This window comes from Parvibaculum sp., assembly GCF_035511255.1.
GTDB lineage: Bacteria > Pseudomonadota > Alphaproteobacteria > Parvibaculales > Parvibaculaceae > Parvibaculum.
In genome coordinates this window covers 1-21677 of the sequence record NZ_DATKFR010000476.1, presented here as the reverse complement: position 1 = coordinate 21677, position 21677 = coordinate 1, and the positions used below count along the sequence as shown (strand labels likewise).

The 21677-nt window shown below is 64.1% G+C and carries 23 protein-coding genes and 1 riboswitch; of the genes, 9 read left to right on the top strand and 14 right to left on the bottom strand.

Features of this window, described 5'->3' with window-relative positions; translation table 11 throughout:
• On the bottom strand, window positions 1-2025 hold a 2025-nt coding region (locus VMR03_RS17775; RefSeq protein WP_414693204.1), incomplete at its 3' end, for a ligase-associated DNA damage response DEXH box helicase.
• A 115-nt stretch (window positions 2026-2140) separates the two neighbouring features.
• Here VMR03_RS17775 and VMR03_RS17770 point away from each other — a divergent pair.
• From VMR03_RS17770 to VMR03_RS17760, 3 genes are all read left to right on the top strand, one after another.
• Complete coding sequence (locus VMR03_RS17770) at window positions 2141-3007, top strand: mechanosensitive ion channel family protein (RefSeq protein WP_325407595.1); 867 nt, start codon at window positions 2141-2143, stop codon at window positions 3005-3007.
• Between the two features lie 78 nt (window positions 3008-3085).
• A complete protein-coding gene (locus VMR03_RS17765; RefSeq protein ID WP_325407593.1) occupies window positions 3086-3349 on the top strand; it encodes a DUF6460 domain-containing protein in 264 nt (87 codons plus the stop codon).
• A gap of 144 nt (window positions 3350-3493) precedes the next feature.
• Window positions 3494-4375, top strand: coding sequence for an SDR family oxidoreductase (locus VMR03_RS17760; protein WP_325407599.1), 882 nt, complete (start codon window positions 3494-3496; stop codon window positions 4373-4375).
• Window positions 4376-4380: 5 nt separating this feature from the next.
• Here the strand turns inward: VMR03_RS17760 and VMR03_RS17755 are convergent, their stop codons facing one another.
• From VMR03_RS17755 to VMR03_RS17725, 7 genes are all read right to left on the bottom strand, one after another.
• Window positions 4381-4857 (bottom strand): DUF1131 family protein, encoded by a 477-nt coding sequence (locus VMR03_RS17755; RefSeq protein WP_325407591.1) that lies wholly within the window; start codon window positions 4855-4857, stop codon window positions 4381-4383.
• Between the two features lie 119 nt (window positions 4858-4976).
• The gene (locus VMR03_RS17750; protein ID WP_325407589.1) at window positions 4977-5537 is read right to left on the bottom strand and encodes a DUF1131 family protein; all 561 of its coding nucleotides are present in this window, start codon (window positions 5535-5537) and stop codon (window positions 4977-4979) included.
• Window positions 5538-5581: 44 nt separating this feature from the next.
• Window positions 5582-6559, bottom strand: coding sequence for an NADPH:quinone oxidoreductase family protein (locus VMR03_RS17745; protein ID WP_325407587.1), 978 nt, complete (start codon window positions 6557-6559; stop codon window positions 5582-5584).
• A gap of 59 nt (window positions 6560-6618) precedes the next feature.
• Complete coding sequence (locus VMR03_RS17740) at window positions 6619-7188, bottom strand: TMEM165/GDT1 family protein (RefSeq protein WP_325407585.1); 570 nt, start codon at window positions 7186-7188, stop codon at window positions 6619-6621.
• Window positions 7189-7243: 55 nt separating this feature from the next.
• Window positions 7244-7383: riboswitch (yybP-ykoY riboswitch) on the bottom strand.
• A gap of 64 nt (window positions 7384-7447) precedes the next feature.
• On the bottom strand, window positions 7448-8476 hold the full coding sequence (locus VMR03_RS17735) for an alpha/beta hydrolase (RefSeq protein WP_325407583.1): 1029 nt from the start codon (window positions 8474-8476) through the stop codon (window positions 7448-7450).
• A gap of 16 nt (window positions 8477-8492) precedes the next feature.
• Window positions 8493-9170 carry a TetR/AcrR family transcriptional regulator gene (locus VMR03_RS17730; protein WP_325407581.1) on the bottom strand — a complete coding sequence of 226 codons (678 nt, stop codon included), beginning with the start codon at window positions 9168-9170 and terminating at the stop codon, window positions 8493-8495.
• Window positions 9171-9356: 186 nt separating this feature from the next.
• Window positions 9357-9833 carry a PAS domain-containing protein gene (locus VMR03_RS17725; RefSeq protein WP_325407579.1) on the bottom strand — a complete coding sequence of 159 codons (477 nt, stop codon included), beginning with the start codon at window positions 9831-9833 and terminating at the stop codon, window positions 9357-9359.
• A gap of 89 nt (window positions 9834-9922) precedes the next feature.
• Between VMR03_RS17725 and VMR03_RS17720 the strand changes: the two genes are divergently transcribed.
• From VMR03_RS17720 to VMR03_RS17710, 3 genes are read left to right on the top strand one after another with little or no spacing between them, the layout of a single operon-like run.
• A complete protein-coding gene (locus tag VMR03_RS17720; RefSeq protein WP_325407577.1) occupies window positions 9923-10426 on the top strand; it encodes a PaaI family thioesterase in 504 nt (167 codons plus the stop codon).
• A 4-nt stretch (window positions 10427-10430) separates the two neighbouring features.
• Entirely contained in the window at window positions 10431-10868 is a 438-nt protein-coding gene (locus VMR03_RS17715; RefSeq protein WP_325407575.1) for a PaaI family thioesterase, read from the top strand.
• A 2-nt stretch (window positions 10869-10870) separates the two neighbouring features.
• On the top strand, window positions 10871-12226 hold the full coding sequence (locus tag VMR03_RS17710; RefSeq protein WP_325407573.1) for an MATE family efflux transporter: 1356 nt from the start codon (window positions 10871-10873) through the stop codon (window positions 12224-12226).
• Here the strand turns inward: VMR03_RS17710 and arsC are convergent.
• From arsC to VMR03_RS17695, 3 genes are read right to left on the bottom strand one after another with little or no spacing between them, the layout of a single operon-like run.
• Complete coding sequence (gene arsC, locus VMR03_RS17705) at window positions 12213-12572, bottom strand: arsenate reductase (glutaredoxin) (RefSeq protein ID WP_325407571.1); 360 nt, start codon at window positions 12570-12572, stop codon at window positions 12213-12215. The two genes, VMR03_RS17710 and arsC, sit on opposite strands and share 14 nt — an antisense overlap.
• 12 nt (window positions 12573-12584) lie before the next feature.
• Window positions 12585-13628 carry a quinone-dependent dihydroorotate dehydrogenase gene (locus VMR03_RS17700; RefSeq protein WP_325407569.1) on the bottom strand — a complete coding sequence of 348 codons (1044 nt, stop codon included), beginning with the start codon at window positions 13626-13628 and terminating at the stop codon, window positions 12585-12587.
• Window positions 13629-13633: 5 nt separating this feature from the next.
• The gene (locus VMR03_RS17695; RefSeq protein WP_325407567.1) at window positions 13634-13975 is read right to left on the bottom strand and encodes a DUF952 domain-containing protein; all 342 of its coding nucleotides are present in this window, start codon (window positions 13973-13975) and stop codon (window positions 13634-13636) included.
• Window positions 13976-14146: 171 nt separating this feature from the next.
• Between VMR03_RS17695 and VMR03_RS17690 the strand changes: the two genes are divergently transcribed.
• Window positions 14147-14788 carry a helix-turn-helix transcriptional regulator gene (locus VMR03_RS17690; protein ID WP_325407565.1) on the top strand — a complete coding sequence of 214 codons (642 nt, stop codon included), beginning with the start codon at window positions 14147-14149 and terminating at the stop codon, window positions 14786-14788.
• 3 nt (window positions 14789-14791) lie between these two features.
• Here VMR03_RS17690 and VMR03_RS17685 read toward each other — a convergent pair whose 3' ends face one another.
• From VMR03_RS17685 to VMR03_RS17675, 3 genes are read right to left on the bottom strand one after another with little or no spacing between them, the layout of a single operon-like run.
• On the bottom strand, window positions 14792-15511 hold the full coding sequence (locus tag VMR03_RS17685) for a hypothetical protein (protein WP_325407563.1): 720 nt from the start codon (window positions 15509-15511) through the stop codon (window positions 14792-14794).
• 19 nt (window positions 15512-15530) lie between these two features.
• A complete protein-coding gene (locus tag VMR03_RS17680; protein WP_325407561.1) occupies window positions 15531-15713 on the bottom strand; it encodes a hypothetical protein in 183 nt (60 codons plus the stop codon).
• Between the two features lie 32 nt (window positions 15714-15745).
• Complete coding sequence (locus VMR03_RS17675) at window positions 15746-17404, bottom strand: lysine--tRNA ligase (RefSeq protein ID WP_325407559.1); 1659 nt, start codon at window positions 17402-17404, stop codon at window positions 15746-15748.
• Between the two features lie 134 nt (window positions 17405-17538).
• Between VMR03_RS17675 and VMR03_RS17670 the strand changes: the two genes are divergently transcribed.
• Both VMR03_RS17670 and VMR03_RS17665 read left to right on the top strand, forming a co-directional pair.
• Window positions 17539-19401, top strand: a complete 1863-nt coding sequence (locus tag VMR03_RS17670) for a sensor histidine kinase (RefSeq protein WP_325407557.1) — start codon at window positions 17539-17541, stop codon at window positions 19399-19401.
• A 39-nt stretch (window positions 19402-19440) separates the two neighbouring features.
• A partial coding sequence (locus tag VMR03_RS17665; RefSeq protein ID WP_325407555.1) for an ATP-dependent DNA helicase occupies window positions 19441-21677 on the top strand: 2237 nt, incomplete at its 3' end.

Sequence of the window (21677 nt, the reverse complement as noted above, 5' to 3'; positions counted from 1 at the left end):
GCCCAAAGGCCGCGCGCCGTCGCGGTCGAGACGGCGGGTCAGCAGCATGCCGAGCGTCTGATGCGCGAGGCGCCCCTCGAAGGGATAGCAGACGAGATAAAAGCGATCGCCGCGCGGGAAACACTCGACCAGAAGCTCGCCTTCCTTCGGCAGGACGGAGCGCCATTCCTGCATGCGCAGCCATTCCTTCACCTGGGGCGGCAGATGCGCCCATTCCTCGCGATGCGCCAGCATGCGGCGGACGCGTTCGGCGAGATAGGTCGAGAGCGGAAACTTGCCGCCATAGTAGGACGGGATCATCGGCTCGCCACCTTCGGCGCGCGTGACGAGGGCTTCGGTTTCGGCCAACCCCTCGAAGCGGAGGATATGGCCTGCGAAAATGAACGTGTCGCCGGGTGTCAACTGGTCGATGAAATACTCCTCGATTTCGCCGAGCATGCGGCCGCCCATCGCGTTCCGCGGGCGACGGCCCTTGCCGATCAGGCGGATACGGATCATCGGCGCCTCGACGATGGTGCCGACATTCATGCGATACTGCTGCACGATCCCCGGCGAGGATGGCCTCAAGCGCATGTCCCCGGTCATCGCCGAATTGGGGCGGAGCCGCGCATAGCGGTCATAGGTTTTCAAGGCGTAGCCGCCGGTGGCGACGAAATCGACGACGCGGTCGAAAGTGTCGCGATCGAGATGGCGATAGGGCGCGGCAGAGCGGACCTCGTCATAAAGCGCATCGGGCGCGAAAGGCTCCGAGCAGGCGCGGCCGAGCACATGTTGCGCCAACACGTCGAGCGCGCCTTCGCGGCGGATACGGCCGTCCTGCGCGCCTTCCATCGTCGCCGCGCGGGCGGCCTCGCATTCGAGCACCTCGAAGCGGTTCGCCGGCACGAGAAGCGCGCGGGAAGGTTCGTCGAGGCGATGGTTCGCACGGCCGATGCGCTGCGCGAGGCGGCTGGCGCCCTTCGGCGCGCCGACGCAGATCACAAGATCGACCTCGCCCCAGTCGATGCCGAGATCGAGCGTCGAGGTGCAGACGACGGCGCGCAGCGTTCCCGCCGCCATCGCCGCCTCGACCTTGCGGCGCTGCTCCGGCGCCAGCGACCCGTGATGGAGCGCGATGGCGAGGCTGTCCTCGTTCAGGTGCCAGAGCGCCTGGAAGACGAACTCGGCTTGGCTACGCGTATTGACGAAGACGAGCGTCGTCTTGTTGCGTTTGATCGCGTCATAGACGAGAGGCAAGGCATGGCGCGCCGAATGACCGGACCAGGGAATGCGCGCTTCCTCGTCGTCCTCGTTTTCGGGTTCGTCATGCACCAGCACGCTGATTTCAGGGCGGGCGCCCGGCGGCGCGACGACGACCTCGCTCAGACTCTCGCCGCCCGGCGGCTGCGGCATCAGATAGCGGCGCAGCTCATCGGGCTCGGCGACCGTCGCCGACAGGCCGACGCGGCGGAGCCCCGGGGCCAGCACCGAGAGGCGCGCGAGGCCGAGCGCGAGTAGATCGCCGCGCTTCGAATTCGCCAACGCGTGAAGCTCGTCGAGAACGACGCAGGACAGATTTCCGAAGAACGCCGGCGCATCCGCATAGGAAAGAAGCAGCGCCAATTGTTCCGGCGTCGTCATCAGGATGTCGGGCGGTTCGCGACGCTGGCGCTGACGACGGTTGGTCGGCGTGTCACCCGTACGGGTCTCGATCGAAATGTCGAGACCGATTTCGGCGACAGGCGTTTCGAGATTGCGCTTCACGTCGACGGCGAGCGCCTTCAGCGGTGAAATGTAGAGTGTGTGGAGGCCGGGCTTTCTTTCGCTGCCCGAACTCAGCTCGACGAGGCTCGGCAGAAAGCCGGCCAATGTTTTGCCGGCGCCGGTCGGCGCGATCAGAAGCGACGAGCGCCCGGCCCGGGCGAGGTCCAGCAGCGCAAGCTGATGAGGGCGCGGCGCCCAGCCGCGCGCCGCGAACCAGTCGGTAAAACGCGCGGGCAAGACGCCACCCTCTCCCGCGTCTCGCGGCGGCAGCTTCTGGCTGATCGGTCTGGACATTTTCATTCGTTATCACGGAGCGGCCATGAAGGGCAGCAGTCGCTCACGCCGGCAATCGCTTGTATGGTGTGCGCCCGCGCGGAACGGCAGAAGGATTTCAATCATGATGGATTGGTTGCCCCAGAGCATTCAACATAATCTTGACCTGCAAATCGTTCTGCCGCTGCTTCTCGAACGCGGGCTCAACTTTCTGGGCGCGATCCTCATTCTCGTGCTGGGCTACTGGTTCTCCGGCAGGGCGCGGCGATGGGTTGGATTTCTGGTCCGCCGGATTCCCAACAGCGACCTGATGCTCGAAAGTTTCTTCGGCAGCATCGTGGCCTATTCCGTCATGACCTTTACGGTCCTGGCGGTGCTGGCGAAGTTCGGCGTGCAGACGACGAGCCTTATCGCGCTTCTCGGCGCGGCCGGTCTCGCCGTCGGTCTCGCGCTTCAGGGCACACTCTCGAATGTCGCGGCCGGCGTGATGCTGCTCATCTTCCGTCCGTTCCGGGCCGGCGATTATGTCGAGGTCGGCGGGATCGGCGGCACCGTGAGGCAATTGACCCTTTTCACCACCGAGCTCGCCTCACCGGACAATATCCAGATCGTGGTTCCCAACAGCAATGTCTGGGGCCAGGCGGTGAAGAACTACAGCCGGCATCCCACGCGCCGGCTCGACCTTGTCTTCGGCATTTCCTATGCGGACGATATCGGCAAGGCCATGGACGCCATGCGCGAGGTCGCATTGCGCGACAGCCGGCTTCTCGCCGATCCGGCGCCCTTTGTCGCCGTCAACGCGCTTGGACAAAGTTCCGTCGACATGCTGCTGCGTGTGTGGATGAACAATGCCGATTACTGGCCGGTCAAATTCGACCTGACCCGCGCGGTCAAGGAGCGCTTCGACGCGGAGGGCATCACGATCCCCTTCCCGACCCAGACCGTCTACAACTTCGGCGACGCCGAATGGTCGAAGGCCGACCGGGCATGAACGGCTTCGTTTCGCCCTATTTCTTCCCCAATTTTATGGGATAGGCTGAACCCTCAGCGGGCGACAGGGAGTTTGCTCATGCAACGGATTTTCGGCGGCCCTATTCTTCCTACCCTGATCAAGCTCGCCGCGGCGTCCATCGTGGTCGGTCTTCTGCTCGCCTTCTTCGGCATCAGGCCCATCGACCTCTGGTACGATTTCATCGATACGGTCGTGCGCATCTGGCATATGGGTTTCGATGCGATCGACTGGTCGGTGAAGTATTTCCTGCTGGGTGCCGTCGTCGTGGTTCCGATCTGGCTGATCGTGCGGCTGTGGACCTTTCTCGTCGAAAAGAAATAATCGGCGGCTGACGTCGAGGTGACGCAAGGTCGGCAAGCCCCGCGTCCGATCCCGCACAGGCGCCGATAGCCACCGCACCCTAGCCAGGCCTTGCCCGTTCGTTATCCTGTGTCCAAACAACATGGGAGGACGGTTATGACATCGATGTTTCGCGACGGGCTGCTCAAGGGCAAGCGCATTCTGGTGACAGGCGGCGGCACAGGCCTCGGCAAGGAGATGGCCGAGGATTATCTGCGCCTCGGCGCGGAGGTCTATATCTGCGGCCGCCGCAAGAACGTGCTCGACGATACGGCAAAGGAGCTGATGGATCGCCATGGTGGTTCGGTGAAGACGCATGCCGTCGATATTCGCGTGGCCGGCGCGGTCGACGAGATGATTGGCGCGATCTGGGCCGATGGCGGCCCTCTCACCGGCCTCGTCAACAATGCGGCCGGCAACTTCATCAGTCCGACCAAGGACCTATCGCCACGCGGCTTCGACGCCATTGCCGGGATCGTCTTTCACGGCTCCTTCTACGTGACGCATGCCTGCGGGCGGCGCTGGATCGAAGGCAAGACCAAGGGCAGCGTCATCTCGATCCTGACGACATGGGTATGGAACGGCAGCCCCTTCACCGTGCCGTCGGCGATGTCGAAGGCCGGCCTCAACATCATGACGAAATCGCTTGCCGCGGAGTGGGGCCAGTACGGCATACGCCTCAATGCAATCGCGCCGGGACCTTTTCCGACCAAGGGCGCATGGGAGCGGCTGAGCCCCGGCGAATCCGTCGAGGGCGAAGGCGGGCGCGAAGGCATTCCGATGGGTCGTGTCGGGCGGATGGACGAGTTGAAGAACCTCGCCAGTTTCCTGATGGCGGATGGCTGCGACTATCTCACCGGCCAGACGATCGCGATCGACGGCGCGATGCATCTTGCGAGCGGCGGCAATTTCTCACGTCTCTCGAAGCTCTCCGAGGAAGAGTGGGACGGCATGCGCGACATGATCCGTTCGGCGAACGAAAAGGACAAGGCGCAGCGGAGCGTCTGACCCCGTTACCGCGCACTCCACATGATCGCCGTCAGGCGCCATTTCGCATACTCAGCCGGCGGAGGCATCTCACCAGCCTTCGCCGGCTTTTCTCCGCCGAAGACATAGATGATGTGATCCGATTTCGCCGCTGTGCAGAAGATACGCCCGGTGTAGCGGCCCGCGCCGGGGATGCAGTCCGGCCTGTCGCCGTGGCGATAGAGCGATTTCATGCGCGCCTTGATACGCGCACCCTTCTCATCGGCGATACGCGGCGTGAAAACCGTCACCCCAGTGACGCGCGGCGCCTTGCGATCACCGTTCGACTCAAGCTCCATCAGAAGCTCCTTGTCCTTCCAGACCCGCAGCACCGTATAGTTCGCCGCACCCTCGATCCTCACGGTTTCAGGGAGGATCTTCACCTCCGCGGGCAGGAGCTTTTCAAGGACTTTCACGTCGAACGCGACGGTGGCGTCGAGCGGCCCCACGCCCGTTTCGCGCACGACGTACGACTCCAATGGCGCGGACGCCGCCGCGGCACCTATCGTCGCCCCGCCCATCGCGACCAGCAGAGACAAGCTTTGGAGAATGCGCTTCGACACCATCGTTCCTCAATAGACGTTCAATTTCTGGATGTATCGTCGCCATCCCACAAGATGGCCGTCACGTGCCAGTCCAGCAGCGTTTCCGGCGGCGGCACCTGGCCGTCGGGCGCGGGAGGCGTGCCCTGCAGTTCGTAGATGATGCGATTGGAGCCCGATTGCGGACAATAGATGCGTCCCCGCTTTTCCATTGCACCCGCCATGCAGCCCGTCGGTTTGCTGGGCGGAAATATATCGCGGAAATAGGACCCGATGTGAATGCCGGCATCGTCGCGCACGATATCGCTCAGGATCAGCACACTCTGGACATGCTTGCCATCGCCCGAGGGATAAAGCTCGAGCAGCGTTCTGTCGCCATCCATGACGCGGATGACGCGCGCGCCGGGCTCGAGCGCCGAGGACATGGCCTCGCTCGCCTTGTATTGGGGAAGAAGATGAACGATCGCGTCCACCTCGAACGGCGTCTGGACTGTAATCGGGCCGACACTGTTCCTGCCGACGACGAGAGCGGCCGGCTTCGAACAGGCGTACAGAAAAATTACGCCCGCCAGAATCGCGGCTATCGCCGGTATGGGCTTCATCGTTCCTCCACTGGCGCAACCGCCGAAACCGCCCCCACGGCCTCCTAATCCATCACTATAACGACTTTCCCGACAGCTTTCCGGTCCTGAAGCAGGCGCATTGCATCGACGGCGCGTTCGAGAGGAAAGGTCGCACAGACATAAGGGGCGATCTTCCCTTCGGCGGCAAGCTTGTCGACCGCCTCGATATTGCGTTTTCCCGCCTCGGGATCGCGGCGTCCATATTCGCCGGCGCGCACTCCCACAACCGAGAAGCCCTTTATCAGCGGCATGTTGGCCGAGACGGTCGGTATCCGCCCGCTGGTGAAACCGATGACGAGGAGGCGCCCGTTCCAGGCGATGCAACGCACGCTTTCGTCGAAGACGTCGCCGCCGACGGGATCGTAGACGACGTCCGCGCCACGGCCTCCGGTCAGCGCCTTGACCTCCTCGCGGAACCCCCTCGTCACGTTGAGGACATGGTCGGCGCCGCGCGCCTTCACCACTTCCAGCTTTTCATCCGAGGCGGATGTCGCGATCACGGTCGCACCCCAGAGCTTGCCGATATCGACGGCCGCCATGCCGACGCCGCCCGTGCTTCCATGCACCAGCAATGTCTCGCCGGCCTTGAGCCCACCGCGTATGACGAGCGCGACATAAGCCGTGAGATAGGCGGCTGGATAGGCGGCCGCCTGAACGAAACCCATTCCTTTGGGTATGGGCCGACAAGCCGAGGCAGATGTGATCGCCTCTTCCGCGAAGCCGCCGATGCGCAAACCCGCAACCACTTCATCGCCGACCTTCAACGCAGTCACGCCGGGGCCGATTTCCGCGACCACGCCGGCGCCTTCCATGCCCGGCGAAAAAGGCAGTTCGGGTTTGAACTGATATTTTCCCTGTACCATCAGAATATCGGGGAAATTCACCGAGCACGCCTTGAGGCGAAGGCGCACTTCGCCCGGACCCGGCGGCGGCAAGGTGAGTTCATCCATGCGAAGGACCGATATGTCCTCCGACAATTCATGTACGCGCAGGCTGCGCATCGGCGTCTCCCTGTTTCAATTTCTTTGCGAGGGAGAATAGGTGGAGACCTTGCCCGAGATCAAACGACGCCCAGAGCTTCCAGAATGGTGACGAGGCCGAGCGCGAAGAAGATCGCCGCCGCCGAGCCGCGCACGAGTTGCATCGGCAAGGCCTTGGCGGCTGCCTCACCGAGAAAAACGACGGGCACGTTTGCCGCCATCATGCCGAGGGTGGTGCCGGCCGCAACGGCGACGAGATCGTGGAAGCGCGCGGCAAGGCCGATGGTCGCAAGCTGCGTCTTGTCGCCCATTTCAGCGAGAAAGAAGGCGATCGTCGTGGTGACAAAGGGTCCGAAGCGCGACGCGTCTCCTTTCAATTCACCGGCCTTGTCGGGGATCAGCATCCAGACGCCGCCGGCGACGAAGGAGATGCCCAGAACCCATTGAAGGATCTGCGGCGTCAACCAGTTTGCGACCAGAATGCCGGCTTCGGCGGCAAGTGCATGATTGAAGATGGTGGCGACAAAGATGCCGGCGATGATCGGCACGGGTTTCATGAAGCGCGTCGCCAGAACCAGCGTCAGAAGCTGCGTCTTGTCGCCGATTTCGGCGACCGCGACGGCGGAGAGCGAGATGAAGAAGGCTTCCATGAAGGGGCTCCGGCCGGGCGCGTTGAAACCAATGACCTGAGATACGCATCTGCCCGGCAAGCCGACACGCCTCAAGCCAAAGGTCTCGCCAAGCGGTGCTGGACACCTGCCGCGCGCGCCATGATCCGAGGACCAAGTTTGTTGACGCGCACCCCTCTCGCAATGGAAGGCGGCTACTCCCCTAAGGATGGGAGGGAATTAACACGGACGGCGATGGCACGGCAAGCCGAAAGACCGCAGACCCGTATAGCCCCCATATCTAAAAGGTGTGGAGAATGCGCCGGACGTCTCGGGCGATCTCCTCGCAGGCGCGCTTCGCCGCCGGCACGGCGCCCGTCATGGCGGTGAAGGCGTGTGGAAGATTGTCGTAGCAGCGATAGGTCGTGTTGACGTCGGCTTCCTGCAAACGCCGCGCATAGGCGATTCCCTGGTCGCGCAGAACGTCGAAGCCGGCCGTGATGACGATCGCGGGGCAAAGACCCTCGAGGTCGCCCGCCTTGAGAGGCGAGGCGCGCAGATCCTTCGCGTCGCCGCGGTCGTTGAGATAATGGCCGATGAACCACTCCATGATCTCGCGCGTCAGCGGATAGACATTCTCGCAGCTTTCCCAGGAGCCGCCCTGCCACTCCATATCCGTGACCGGATAGATGAGAAGCTGAAGCACCGGCGTCTCCTCGCCCGTGCGTCGGGTTTCCTGCGCGACGACGGCGGAGAGATAGCCTCCGGCACTGTCGCCGCCGACGGCAATGCGCCGCGTCATGCCGAGCGTCTCGGCATTGTCGCGCGCGTAGCGATAGACGGCGATCGCATCCTCGGCCGCCGCCGGGAACTTGTGCTCGGGCGCAAGGCGATAGGCGACGGACAGCACGACGCATTCGCCTTTTTCGGCCAGCATCGAACAGAAGGTGTCGCAGGTATCGAGATCGCCGATGACGCAGCCGCCGAAATGAAAGAAGACGAGACCAGGCAGCGGTCCGCCCGCGTTGCGCGGCGTGTAGAGCCGCGCGTCGAGCGGGCCGTCGGCGCCCGGCACCGTCATCGTCTCGACGAGAACGTTCCGGCTCGGCGTTCCATCGAGAAGCTTCAATCCTTCGGCTGTCGCGGCCCGCGCGGTTACGGGATCGAGCGTGACGATGGATGGCGCCTTCGCGCCCTGCACCGCGAGAAATTGCGCGCGGGCGTCGAGCGTGCGTCCGTCGATCGTCAACGGCTTGCCGCCCGACATCGCGACGAGTGCTCCGTCCGGCAATTGCAGCAATGCCCGAACGATCAGCTTCTGTATACCCACCGGCCCCTCCCGAGACTTACCCCTTCTTCGCGTCGGCCTTGATCGGCAGAGCGTGAAATCCATGCAGCACGAGCGTCGTGGCGAAATCGGCGGCGACCTTGGGATCGATCTCGGCCCGCATGATCATGCGGTCGCCGATTTCCATGGCCATGCCGACGACAGCGGCCATCAGATATTCCGAGTCGACCGGCGGCACGTTGCCGTCGCGGATATCCTCTTCGATGTATTCGCGGATTTCCTCGAAGCCGGCGATCATCTCCGGCGTATCCATGCGGACGCGCAGCGCGGCCGGATTGCGGCGCATGATCTGAAAGGTCATGCGGTCGGTTGCGAGATAGTCGAAATAGGTGCGATAGGCGTTGCGGATGAATTCCTCGAAATTGCGCGAGCGGATGCGATCCGCCTTGAGCCGCGGGCGGATGCGGCGCATGCCGTCATCCATCAGGGCCTCGAAGGCCTCTTCCTTGCTCTTGTAGTAATTGTAGAAAGTACCCGAGGCGAGACCGGTCTTGCGGATGATGTCGCGCACCGTCGTCGCGCCATAACCGAGCTCCGCGAACACTTCCCGCGCGGCGTTCAGAATAGCTTCCCGGTTATTGAGCTTCGTCTGCTCGCGCTTGCCCATCGGCTTTGCCGAGGACGCGAATGCGCCGTCCTGCCCCACAAGCGGCGCCTTCTCCTTCACCTCGGTCATGATCGAACCAGGGCCCTCATATAGGCAGACGAAATCATCACTTCTCCTCGAGGCGCAGCCCTGCGCCGATGCCGAATCCACCCTAATCTAGACGAAAGCGCCGCGAGGTCAATTTGACGAGCGACCCGCTCGCGAGAAAAATGTTGAAAATCAATGCGTTGCGGCCATATTCCGCGGCAGGTCTCGCTATTCGTCGAGACGAAAGTCCAGTCCCATGATCGCCATGTCGACCGTTTTTCCGTCCGCGGCGAGAGGCAGGATGAGTGTCTGGAAGCGGTAATAGGCCTTGTCGATCCAGAAGAGCCTGCCTTCGAAGGCGAGCGGGGCGCGGCTTTCGATCAGTCGGCCGATCAGGGCGACTGTCGCCTCAAGCAGGGGGCCGGTGAATATCTCCCGCGCCCTCATTCCGGTCCGGTTATGGCCGATCATCTCGACAAATTTCGTCCCGGTCAGGCGATAACGATAGTCAAGCGGGTCGCGCAGGATATCGACGAGGGCGACATAGGGCATCAGGCGCGGGATATCCAGCGGATCGATGTCGCGCCGGCCGGGCAAGCCGTCCTCTGACTTCTTGCTCAACCAATAGGCCCTAAGCTCGCGCAACTTGACGTCGAGCGAGGCCGGATCGGCCAGCAGCTTGAAATCGGTTACCGCGTCCAGCATCAGTTCCCCGCACCGAAGCGAATGGGATCGCCAATCCCTCCACCTGACGTTAGGCTTCCTACCGTAACGATCAAGGTGCGGATAAGTACATGGCAGCTGAATTCAGGATGACGCCGGAAACCATGCTGGCCATGAAGGACATGCTGATGCAGCACGTGCCGCACATGAAGGCGCTGGGCGTCGAGATCGTCGATGCCGCGACCGCTCAGGCCTGGCTCCGCGTGCCTTATGACGAGAAGCTGATCGGCAACATCGAAACGGGTGTCATCCATGGCGGCGTCATCACGACGCTGCTCGACAATAGCTGCGGCATGGCCGTGCAACTCGCGATGAACGAACCGACGTCGATCGCGACGCTCGACCTGCGGATCGATTACATGAAGCCGGCGACACCGGGGCTCGCGCTGACCGCCCATGCGCATTGCTACAAGACGACGCGTAATATCGCTTTCGTACGCGGCACCGCCTATCACACCGATGCGGAAGACCCCATCGCGGCCTGTGTCGGAACTTTCATGCTGGGCGCCAACCGCACGGTTCCATCGAGCGTGGCGGCGGCGAAGGCCGCGCTCGAAGCGACGGCGAAGGAGTGAGGCAATGAGCGAGACCAAGGTGCCGCCGCGCGATCTCAACCGCTTCGTCGCGGAGATTCCCTATGCCCGCTTCCTCGGCATTACGGTCGACCAGAAGGGCAACGAGATCACGACCGTCATGGCGTTCGACCACAAGCTCATCGGCAATCCGATGCTGCCGGCACTCCATGGCGGCGTCATCGGCGCCTTTCTTGAAATGACGGCGATCATCCAGCTCGCCTTCGAGACGGGCAGCGCCGCGATCCCGAAGCCGATCGGCCTCACCATTGACTATCTGCGATCCGGCAGACCGCTCGACACCTATGCCCGCGCCCAGATCACCAAACAGGGCCGCCGCGTCGCGACCGTTCACGCGGAAGCCTGGCAGGACGACCGTTCGAAGCCCATCGCCGCCGCGCATGGGCATTTCCTGCTGAAGACGAGCGAGGAGCCGGCTTCCTGACGATGGTGGACGAGAGCCACTTTCCAACGCCGCGCGTCACGCATGCACAGGTGCTGCGGCTCGCCGGGCCGATCGTGCTTTCCAATATCTCCACGCCACTGCTCGGCATTGCCGACATGGTGGTCATCGGCCGCATTCCCAATCCCGCCGCGCTCGGCGCCATCGCGCTTGGCGGCACGATCTTCAATTTCGTCTATTGGGGCTTCGGGTTCCTGCGCATGGGAACGACGGGGCTGACCGCGCAGGCGGTCGGCGCGGGCGACGCGCCGGAGGTGAGCGCCAATCTCGGCCGCGCGTTGCTCATCGCGCTCGCCATCGGGCTTTCGCTCATCGCGTTGCAATGGCCGATAGGGCTTGCCGCCTTCGCGCTCCTGAAGGGCAGCCCGGACGTTCAGACCATGGCGCATGACTTCTTCGCGATCCGCATCTGGAGCGCGCCTTTCACCCTCGCCAATTTCGCCATCCTCGGCTGGTTCATCGGCCGGCAGAAGGCCAATGTCGCGCTGGTGCTGCAGGTCTTCATGAACGGCATCAACATCGTTCTCAATGTGACCTTCGTCGCCGTGCTCGGCTGGGCGGTCAAGGGCGTCGCCCTGGGCACGGTGATCGCCGAAATCGCGGCGACCGGGCTCGGCCTTTTTCTCGCCGCACGCAATCTCAAATCCGTCGGCTGGCATTGGGAGTGGCCGCGGCTCCTCGACCGCGAGAAGCTCGGCCGCATGATCGCTGTCAATCGCGACATCATGATCCGCACCTTCTGCCTCATCTTCGCCTTTGCCTTTTTCACCTCCCAGGGCGCGCGCTCGGGCGACGTGTTGCTCGCGGCCAATGCCGTGCTCGGACAGTTCATCGCCGTCTCGGCCTTTCTTCTCGACGCCTTCGGCTTCGCGGCGGAGGCCCTGGTCGGTCAGGCGGTCGGCGCGCGCGAACGCGCCACCCTCGATCAGGCGGTGAGGCTTTCGGCGCTCTGGGCGGGCGGGGTCGCGTTCGCGCTTTCGGTCGGGCTTCTCGTCGCCGGCCCCTTCTTCATCGATATGCTGACAACCTCATCCGAGGTGCGCGAGGCGGCGCGGCTTTACCTGCCCTGGGCGGCGGCGGCGCCTTTTGCGGCGGTCTGGTGCTTCCTGCTCGACGGCATATTCATCGGGGCGACGCGATCTGGCGAAATGCGCAACGCCATGGCGCTGTCGCTCGGCATCTTTCTCGGCGCATGGTGGCTGCTTGCGGGGCCTTACGGCAATCACGGGCTCTGGGCGGCCCTGATCCTTTTCTATCTGGCGCGCGGGGCGACGCTTTTGCGGCTCTATCCCGCCATCGCGAAAGCGGCCACGCGCGATCCCGCCGTCACATATCGGTGAAGAGATCGAGCACGTCTTCCGGCGGACGGCCGAGCTTGGCGCGCTGACCGAAAATGACGACGGGGCGCTCGATTAGGATCGGATTCTCCGCCATCGCTTTGACGAGTTGGTCGTCGGTCAGCTTGTCGTTGTCGAGCGCGAGTTCCTTGTAGACAGGTTCCCCCTTGCGCATCAGATCGCGCGGGCGCATGCGCAGCTTCTTCAGCACCGATTTGATGTCGTCGGCGCTCGGTGGCGTCTTCAGATACTCGATAATTTCAGGATCGAGCCCATGTTGTTCGATCAGCGAGAGCGTCGCGCGCGATTTACTGCAGCGCGGATTATGCCAGATGACGACTTTCGGCATGAGCTTTCCTTCTTATTTTGCGTCGAGGCCGACCGCGTCGCGAAGATGCGCGATGCCGTCGGCGGCGAGCAGCAATGCGAGTTCGCGCTTGATGCGGCTGACAAGCGTCGGGCCATCATAGGTAAGCGCAGTGTAAAGCTGAACCAGCGAAGCGCCGGCGCGAATTTTCGCATAGGCGTCGGCGCCGCTCGAAACGCCGCCGACACCGACGATCGGAATTTTTCCGTTCGTCAGCCGATACATGCTGCACAACACCTCGGTCGAGAGCGCAAAGAGCGGTCGTCCGGAGAGGCCGCCCGCTTCGCGCGCATGAGGACCGGAGACGAGGCCCTCGCGGTGGATCGTCGTATTCGAAACGATGAGGCCATCGAGCTTCTGCTCGCATGCGACGGCGGCGATGTCGGCAAGTTCCTCGTCGTTGAGATCGGGTGCGATCTTGAGAAGAACCGGCGTGCGCCCCTTGCGCGCCTTCAGCACGCGCGTCACCAGTCCCTCGAGCTCCGCCCTGTTTTGCAGCGCGCGGAGACCCGGCGTGTTGGGCGAGGAGATGTTGACGGTGAAGTAGCTCGCCAACCCCTCGAAGGCCGCAATGCCCGCCTCGTAATCGGCGACACGGTCGGCGGAATCCTTGTTCGCGCCGATGTTGACGCCGATGATGCCGGGTCGCGCGCGCCGCGCGACGAGGCGGCGTTTCAGGGCATCGTGGCCTTCATTGTTGAAGCCCAGACGATTGACGACGGCGCGCTCGTCAGCAAGGCGAAAGACGCGCGGGCGCGGGTTGCCGGATTGCGGACGCGGGGTCACCGTGCCGACTTCCGCGAAACCGAGGCCGAGTTTCAACATCGCGTCGGGCACTTCGCCGTTCTTGTCGAAGCCGGCGGCGATGCCGACGGGATTGGGAAAGTGCATGCCCCAGAGATCGATGCCGAGCGACGAGGGGTCCGGCGCGACATCGCGCGGCGCAAGGCCGAGTTTCAGCGCAAGGATCGTCAGGCGATGGGCGCGCTCGGGCTCGACGAAGCGGAGCGCCGGACGCGCCAGGGGGAAAAGGTCCATGAGGTCTAGTCCATCGCCGGAAAGCGATGCTCGCCGCTCGCGCAGAGCGGCAGCGGATCGACGCTCCGCACGGCCGTCAAGGGAAGGTCGCCATAAAGATGCGGGAAGAGCGCACCGCCGCGCGAGACTTCCCATTTGAGATCAAGATTTGAGGCATCGATTGCGACGAGCAGCAGGTCAGCGGCGCCGGAAAAATGCTTCGCGGCGGTTTCGGGCGCCTGGGAGGCGGTCGAGAAATGGATGAATCCGTCCCGGCGGTCGACGGCCGAGCCCTCAAAGCGACCCCGCGCCTCCGCGGCGCGCCACTCCGCTTCATGCACGATCTTGTAGATGATGCGCGCGCCCATATGCCCGTCCGCCTCTGTCGTTCGCGGTCGCAATGTAGCGATGGGGAAACGCCGCGACAAGGAAAGCCGCGCCTTTCCGGGCAAGGAACCTCATGACTGGACAGGGCCGTTTTCTATGCCATAATTCCTAAATCAAGAGGAATTGGCCCGAGGTTAGGATTTAAGACCTTCATGCCCTCATCGCTTTCCCATGGCCGGCTTTGGACCGGAATCGACCAGTTGGCGCGGCGGCATGGGCTTTCGGTCTCGGGTCTCGCCAAGGCGGCCGGCCTCGATCCGACGGCCTTCAACAAATCGAAACGCGTGACCCCGGAAGGGCGGCCCCGCTGGCCGAGCACGGAAAGCCTGTCGCGCATTCTGGAAGCGACCGGCGCGAGCCTCGACGAACTGACGCTGCTGATCGAAGGCGAGGAGGCCGGCGGACGGCAGCGGCGCGTTCCGCTTATCGGCCTCGCCCAGGCCGGCACAGGCGGCTATTTCGACGATGCCGGATTTCCGGTCGGCGGGGGCTGGGACGAGGTCAGCTTTCCCGATGTGAAGGACGAGAACGCCTATGCACTCGAAGTCGCGGGCGACAGCATGGCGCCGGTCTATCGCGACGGCGATACCATCGTCGTCTCGCCCGCGGCCTCCGTCCGCCGCGGCGACCGCGTCGTCGTCAAGACGATTTCGGGCGAGGTCATGGCCAAGGTGCTGGCGCGGCGCACGGCGAAAAGCGTCGAGCTCCAGTCTCTCAATCCGGCCTATGAAACGCGTGTGCTGAAGCCCGAGGACATCCTCTGGATGGCGCGCATCATCTGGGCAAGCCAGTAAAGTTCAGCGGGAAGATCTTGACGGCCGGATCGGTTCGGCGGCGAGCCCGAGCTGTTCGCGCAGGATGACCTTCAAGGCGCCGTCGTCATGCGCCTCCAGCGCGAATTTCATACGTTCGGCCCTGTGCTGCGCAAAACGCTGAAAGGCGTCCGTCGGGTCGCCCCGCAATGCGCTTTCGAGCACCTGTCGCGCTTCCGCGCGCTCCCATGCGCCGCCCATGGCCAGAAGTTGCAGCGCATATTGATAGGCGATGGCCACATTGCCGGGATCGAGGGCAAGCGCATAATTGTAGGCCGCAATGCCCTTCTCGCTCGAGGCGCCATAGATCGTCTCGCCGAGCGCGCCGCCGTCGTGGACGATCTCGAGATTCCAGCCGCCAAGAAGCGCGTTCGCCCAGGGATTTGTCGGCGCAAGCTCCAGCGCTTCGTCGATATGCTTGCGCGCCTCTTCCGCATAGCCGGCGAAATGCGCCGCCACGCTGCCGTCGATGCGGCCGAGAAAGCCGAGCGCCAGAGCGAGATAGAGGTGCCCCTCGGCGTTTTTCGGATCGAGTGCGATCGCGGCACGGGCGCTCTTTGCGGCCTGCTCGAAGTCGTCGCGGCGCGAACCGCCTTCCGCGACGAAGTCTCCATAAGCAAGTTCCGCGCGGGCCGCTAGCGCCTCGCCTTCGGCGCTGCCGACACCGTGAGCGCGTTCGGCCGCTTCGCGAAACCGGCCTTGCACGAACGCCTCATGGGCAGCGTCAAGCGGCGAGCTCGCCCATGCCGGACGCAAGGCGGGCAAGACAACCACGAGAAGCAGCACGAGGGAAAAGCGCAAAGCAGACATGACGGCGCACATGATCCTTCAGCATGGCGGACGCGGCAAGCGGTACGCCTCGCCCCGATGCATTGCCGACCTTCACGTCTGCGTGTTTGCCGCGCATGTGTCGACGCTATGGAGAATTGCGTCTGAAAATCAGCCTTTCGACAGATCCTCGCCCGCGAGAGCGCGACGGATCAGTTCACGCGTGTTGTCGATGCCGTAAAGCGCCGCAAACGAACCAAAGCGCGGCCCACGCTCCTGCCCGAGCAGCACCTGATAGATCACCTGGAAGAAAGCGACTGAGACGCCAGGACCGCCTTCCGGGCTCTTCTTCGTATGATCCTGATAGCGCTCGATGCCGCGCGCCACATCGAGCAGGGTATTCTGGATCGTCTCACCGTCCGCATCAGAGGGCAGCGTACCGAGTGCCTCGGAAAGTGCCCGGAGCGCCTCGGTTTCAACCTCGTCCGGCGCACGGAACACCTTGGCCGGCTTCACGAAGTCGTCGAAGTAGCGGATCGCATAGCCGGCCAGCCTATCGAGTTCCGGATGCGTCTCCGGCGTCACGCCGGCGACGTGCCGCGAGATGAAGCCCCAGAGCACGGCCTTGTCATGCGCATGAGACGCGCTGACGAGATTGAGCAGCAGCGCGAAGGAAACCGGCAACTCGATAGCAGGCGGATTGCCGTTATGAATATGCCAGACCGGATTGCCCAACCGCTCCTTCCAGTCCTGACGCGGATAGGCAGCGAGATACTGGTAGTACTCGTCGACGGCGCGGGGGATGACGTCGAAATAGAGCTTCTTCGCCTGGCGCGGACGCTGGAACATATAGAGCGCGAGGCTCTCGGTCGGCGCATAGGTCAGCCACTCGTCGATGGTGAGGCCGTTGCCCTTCGACTTGGAAATCTTCTCGCCCTTTTCGTCGAGGAAAAGTTCGTAGACGAAGTGCTCCGGCGGGTGGCCGCCAAGCGCTTTGCAGATACGGTCGTAAACGCCCATGTTCGGGCCGTGATCCTTGCCGAACATTTCGAAATCAACGCCGAGCGCGGCCCAGCGCGCGCCGAAATCCGGCTTCCATTGCAGCTTCACCCGGCCGCCAGTCACGGGCAGAGTCGTTTCTTCGCCGTCCTCGTCGTCGAAAACGATGGTCGCATCCGCGACATTCACCTTCTTGATCGGGACATAGAGCACACGGCCGGTCTTGGGCGAGATCGGCAGAAAGGGCGAATAGGTCGCGCGCCGTTCCGGCCCAAGCGTCGGCAGCATGATGGCCATGATGTCGTCGTAGCGTTCGGCCACGCGTCTGAGGATCGCGTCGAAGCGGCCCGCCTTGTAATATTCGGTCGCGCTCGCGAATTCATACTCGAAGCCGAACGTGTCGAGGAAGCGCCGGAGCATCGCATTGTTGTGGTCGCCGAACGACGGGTATTCGTTCGTGAACGGGTCGGGCACCCGCGTCAGCGGCATGTGCAGATAAGGCTCGAGGAAAGCGCGGTCCGGCACGTTGTCCGGAATCTTGCGCATCCCGTCCATGTCGTCCGAAAAGCAGAGAAGCCGCGTCTTGACGCCCGGCGCCAGGATTTCGAAGGCACGGCGCACCATCGTCGTGCGGGCGACCTCGCCGAAAGTGCCGATATGCGGCAATCCGCTGGGGCCATAGCCGGTCTCGAACAGCACCGTCCGGTCCGGATTGCCTTCTTTTTCCAGCCTTTCCACGATTTTGCGGGCTTCCTCGAACGGCCAGGCCTTGCTCACCCGGGCGGCTTCAAGGAGTTCGTCATCGTTAATGGCTGGTGAATTCGACGGCATTTTTGACCCGAAACGAAACTGCTTAATGATTTGTAAAGCGCCGGGACCCTAAGCTCCCGAGACCCTGCCCGTCAACGCGGCGCGTGCCGCACTGGCACCCTTTGACTATCGAAAGACTAACTGAAGTACGTACCATGCCCGAGTTCGATTCGGCCCACAGGGAAGCCCCGGAAGCGGATGAAGCCGAACTCGCCATGAAAGGTCGGGCCCGTCGGCAGCCCGACCTTGCCACACGCATCAACGCCGAGCAGGTCCGGCTGCTGCTCGATCTCGGCGAAACCAGCCGCTACACGGTTTTCGGCGGCATATTGGTGGTCGGCCTCGCCTTCTATCCAGCCGCCCCTGTCTGGGCGACGGCTGTCGTCGTCCTGATCCAGCTCGCCGCGCAGTTCGCCTTCGACCGTGTACGCTCCGGCTTTCGCTCCGATCCAGACGCGTCCGAACGCGCCTCTCTCTGGGCGCGGCGTTATGCGATCGTCACGCTCGTCAGCGGTTCAACCTGGGGTATCGGCGGGTTGCTGTGGTTGCCCGGCGCGTCCTTCGCACATCACGTCTTCTATGCGCTTGTTCTATCCCTGCTCTGCATGGCGACCGCGATCACGCGCGCGACCTATCCGCCCGCCGTCATCGCCTATATCGGCGCGACGACGGCGCCGACCCTCGCCATGCTCCTTCTTTCGCGCGAACCCCTCGGCTATGCGACAGTGGCGCTCGCCTGCATGTTCCTGCTGACGATTGTCGGCTGGACGCGGCGGGTCAACCGCTCCTACCGCGAGGCGATCCGGCTGCGCTTCGAGAATTCCGATCTCGTCGAACGCATGGCGCGCGCGCATGCCGCGACGGAACAAAAACGCGCCGACGCAGAAGAAGCCGAGCGCCGGGCGATGGCGGCCAATCGGGCAAAGAGCGAGTTCCTGGCCATCCTCGGACATGAAGTGCGCACACCGCTCGACGGCATCGCGCGCATGGCGAACCAGCTTCGCGAGGAGCCACTAAGCGAGACCCAACTGAACCTGGCGCAAGCCATGGCCGAGTCGAGCCGCATGCTGCGGCGTCTGTTCGACGACATGATCGACTTCTCGCAGATCGAGGCGCGGTCGCTCGAATTGAAACCCCTGAGCTTCGATCCGTCGGCGCTTGCCCGCAGCGTCGTGCGCTTGATGCGCACGCATGCCAAGGAGCGCGGTCTCTCGCTCGAACTCGATCTGGTACCCGGCGTCCCCGCCTACATGAACACCGATCCCGACCGGCTGAGACAGGTTCTCGTCAACCTCCTCTCGAACGCCCTCAAATTCACCGAGACCGGCGGCGTCATTCTCAGGCTTCAGCCGGTCGCCATCGGACATAGCCTGGGCGGCTTGCGCTTCTCGGTGCTCGATACCGGCGTCGGTCTCACGTCCGACGCTCAGGCGCATCTCTTCGAAAGCTTCTCACAAGGCGGGGCTGCACTGGGGCAAGACCGACCCGGTGGCATCGGCCTCGGCCTTGCGATCGCGGATCGCCTAGTCCGTCTGATGGGCGGCCAGATCGGCGTCGACAGCGCAACCGGCCAAGGCAGCACCTTTTGGTTCCTGCTGCCACTCGACCCCGGAGCGAGCCTTTCCCCATCCGACGAGCATGGGCAAGCCGGCACGGCGCTGACGCGCGAACGGCTGATCGACTATGATTATCTTTACGAACTCGAACGCGAATTCGGGCCCGAACAGATCAACGAGCGAATGTTGGCCGTGATCGAGCGCGTTCTCGATCTCCAGGGCAAGATCGAAGCAGCACGGGAGACACGCGACCGGACGGCGCTCGCGGCCCATATCGCCGCCATCGAGAAAGAGGCCGAGCAAAGCGGATTGCCCGCAATTACGGGCATCGCACGCGATATCGGCATGGCGCTCGAAAGAGGCCAGCTCGAGAGCGCATTGCACGACATTCCGCGTCTGCAACAGAAGATCGCGGCGAGCTGGCGCGCCCTGTCCCACGCATTTCCGAAACTCCGAAGCTGACGCCTGTCTTTTGCGCGGGGCTGGCTATACTGCCCCGTCATGGCCCCTGCACCACCGGACGATTCGGCGGTCTCCCGCTCCGAGGCGGGCCCCGTCCTGCCCGACGCCGCCGCGCTCGTCCCGGCGCGCATCGGCGTGGGCGGCGGACCGAAAGAAAGCCGGGGCCGCTGGGGCGCGCTTGCGGTCACCGCCGACGGCGAGGTCGAGGAACTCGACGCGGACAGAGCGCTCGACAGGCTCGCCCGCGACGCGGTTCTGGTCGTCCATCCCGCCTTCACCGCCCGGCGCATCGCAATCGGCCTTGCCATCGACGGTCATGGGCGGCGCGGCTTCCGCGAGCCCGGACCGAAAGTCCTCGACCTGCTCGAACTCTTCGCCTTCGTTCATCCGGCCGCACCCTGCTTGCCGACGCCGGGTGGACTTGCCCGTGCGCTTGGGCTTCGGACGAACGAGACGCCCGAAGCCCAAGCCCTGATGCTGCACGAGGCCGCGGCGCGCCTTCTCTCCACGCTGCAATCGCCGCATTATCCGGACCGGTCTGCCGCCGCGCGTATTGCCTGGCGCATGGCGGAAGCCGGCTGGGCCTGGGCGCCGGGTGTGCTCGCCGCACTTGGCGACGTCATCGCGCGGGAGGGCAAGCCGCGCCCGGGCCGCGGCTTCGACGTCTGGAACGATCTCGCCGAATGGGAAGAGCGTGCGCCACGCGGGGCACCCGGCCAATTGCCCGTGAGCGAGGCCGAAGCCCGCGCACGGCTCGCCGAACTCGTCGGCGCGGAGGCCGAAAAGCGCGCCGGCCAATCCGATTTCGCGGCGGAGACGGCGCACGCCTTCGGACCGCGCGAAGCCGCCGGCGCGCCCAACATCGTCATCGCGGAAGCGGGCACCGGCATCGGCAAGACGCTCGGCTATATCGCGCCGGCAAGTCTCTGGGCCCAGCGCAACAAGGGCACCGTCTGGCTCTCGACCTACACAAAGAACCTGCAGCGGCAGCTCGATCAGGAACTGACGCGTCTCTACCCGGATCCCGCTGAAAAGATCGAAAAGGCCGTCATCCGGAAAGGGCGCGAGAATTATCTCTGCCTGCTGAACTTTGCCGAAATAGCGGACCGGGCCGTTCTTTCCGGCGGCGCCGTGGCCGTCGGTCTCGTTGCCCGCTGGGCCAAGGCGAGCCGCGACGGCGACATGGTCGGCGGCGATTTTCCGGCCTGGCTCGCGCAACGCCTGGGCAGCGGGACGAGCGGGCGGTCGGCGCTGACCGACAGGCGCGGCGAATGCGTCTATACGGCCTGCCCGCATTTCAAAAAATGCTTCATCGAAAAGGCGATCCGCAAGGCGCGCCGCGCCGACATTGTGGTCGCGAACCACGCGCTCGTCATGCGTCAGGCCGCGCTCGACCAGGCGGCCGCCATGCTTATTCCACTGGCGCAGCGCAACGCCGCTGCAAAGGTCGAGGCTGCCGGCAATGCGGAGGATGAAGAGCCGACCGGTCGCGAGGCGCGGTCGCGCTTCGTCTTCGATGAGGGACATCATATCTTCGATGCGGCCGACAGCGCCTTTTCCGCGCATCTCTCCGCCTCGGAAGCCGCCGAGTTGCGCCGCTGGATTCGCGGTGCCGAAGGCCAGCGCGGACGACGCGGGCGCGGACTTGAAGACCGTATCGGCGATCTCGTGGCGGGCGACGATATTGCCGAGGAAGCGCTGTCGGCGGCGATCAATGCCGCCTCCGCCTTGCCCGGCCCCGGATGGCCGGGTCGTCTCAACGACGGCGCCCCGCGCGGAGCCGCCGAACAGTTCCTCGCGCTGGTGCGGGGGCAGGTCCACGCACATGCCGAGGACAGCGACACCCCCTTTTCGATCGAAGCGGAAATCGAGCCGCTCGCGACGGGGATCGCGGAAGCAGCGCGTACGCTCGACACGGCGCTTGAACGGCTTGCGGCGCCGCTCTTCAGGATCACGGAGCGTCTGCGGGCACGGCTCGACGCCGAAGCCGAGGATCTCGACACCTCCATGCGCATCCGCATGGACGCCGCCGCCCGCGGCCTGGAACGCCGGGCGAAGCTTCTCATTCCTTCATGGCGATCCATGCTGGGGGGCCTCGGACGGCCGGTGCCGGTGCCGGAAGACTTTGTCGACTGGTTTTCGATCGATCGCATCGGTGGACGCGAAGCCGATGTCGGCATGCACCGGCACTGGCGCGACCCTACGATCCCTTTCGCTGAGGCGGTGCTCGAACCCGCGCATGGCGTCGTCATCACCTCGGCGACGCTGCGCGACCG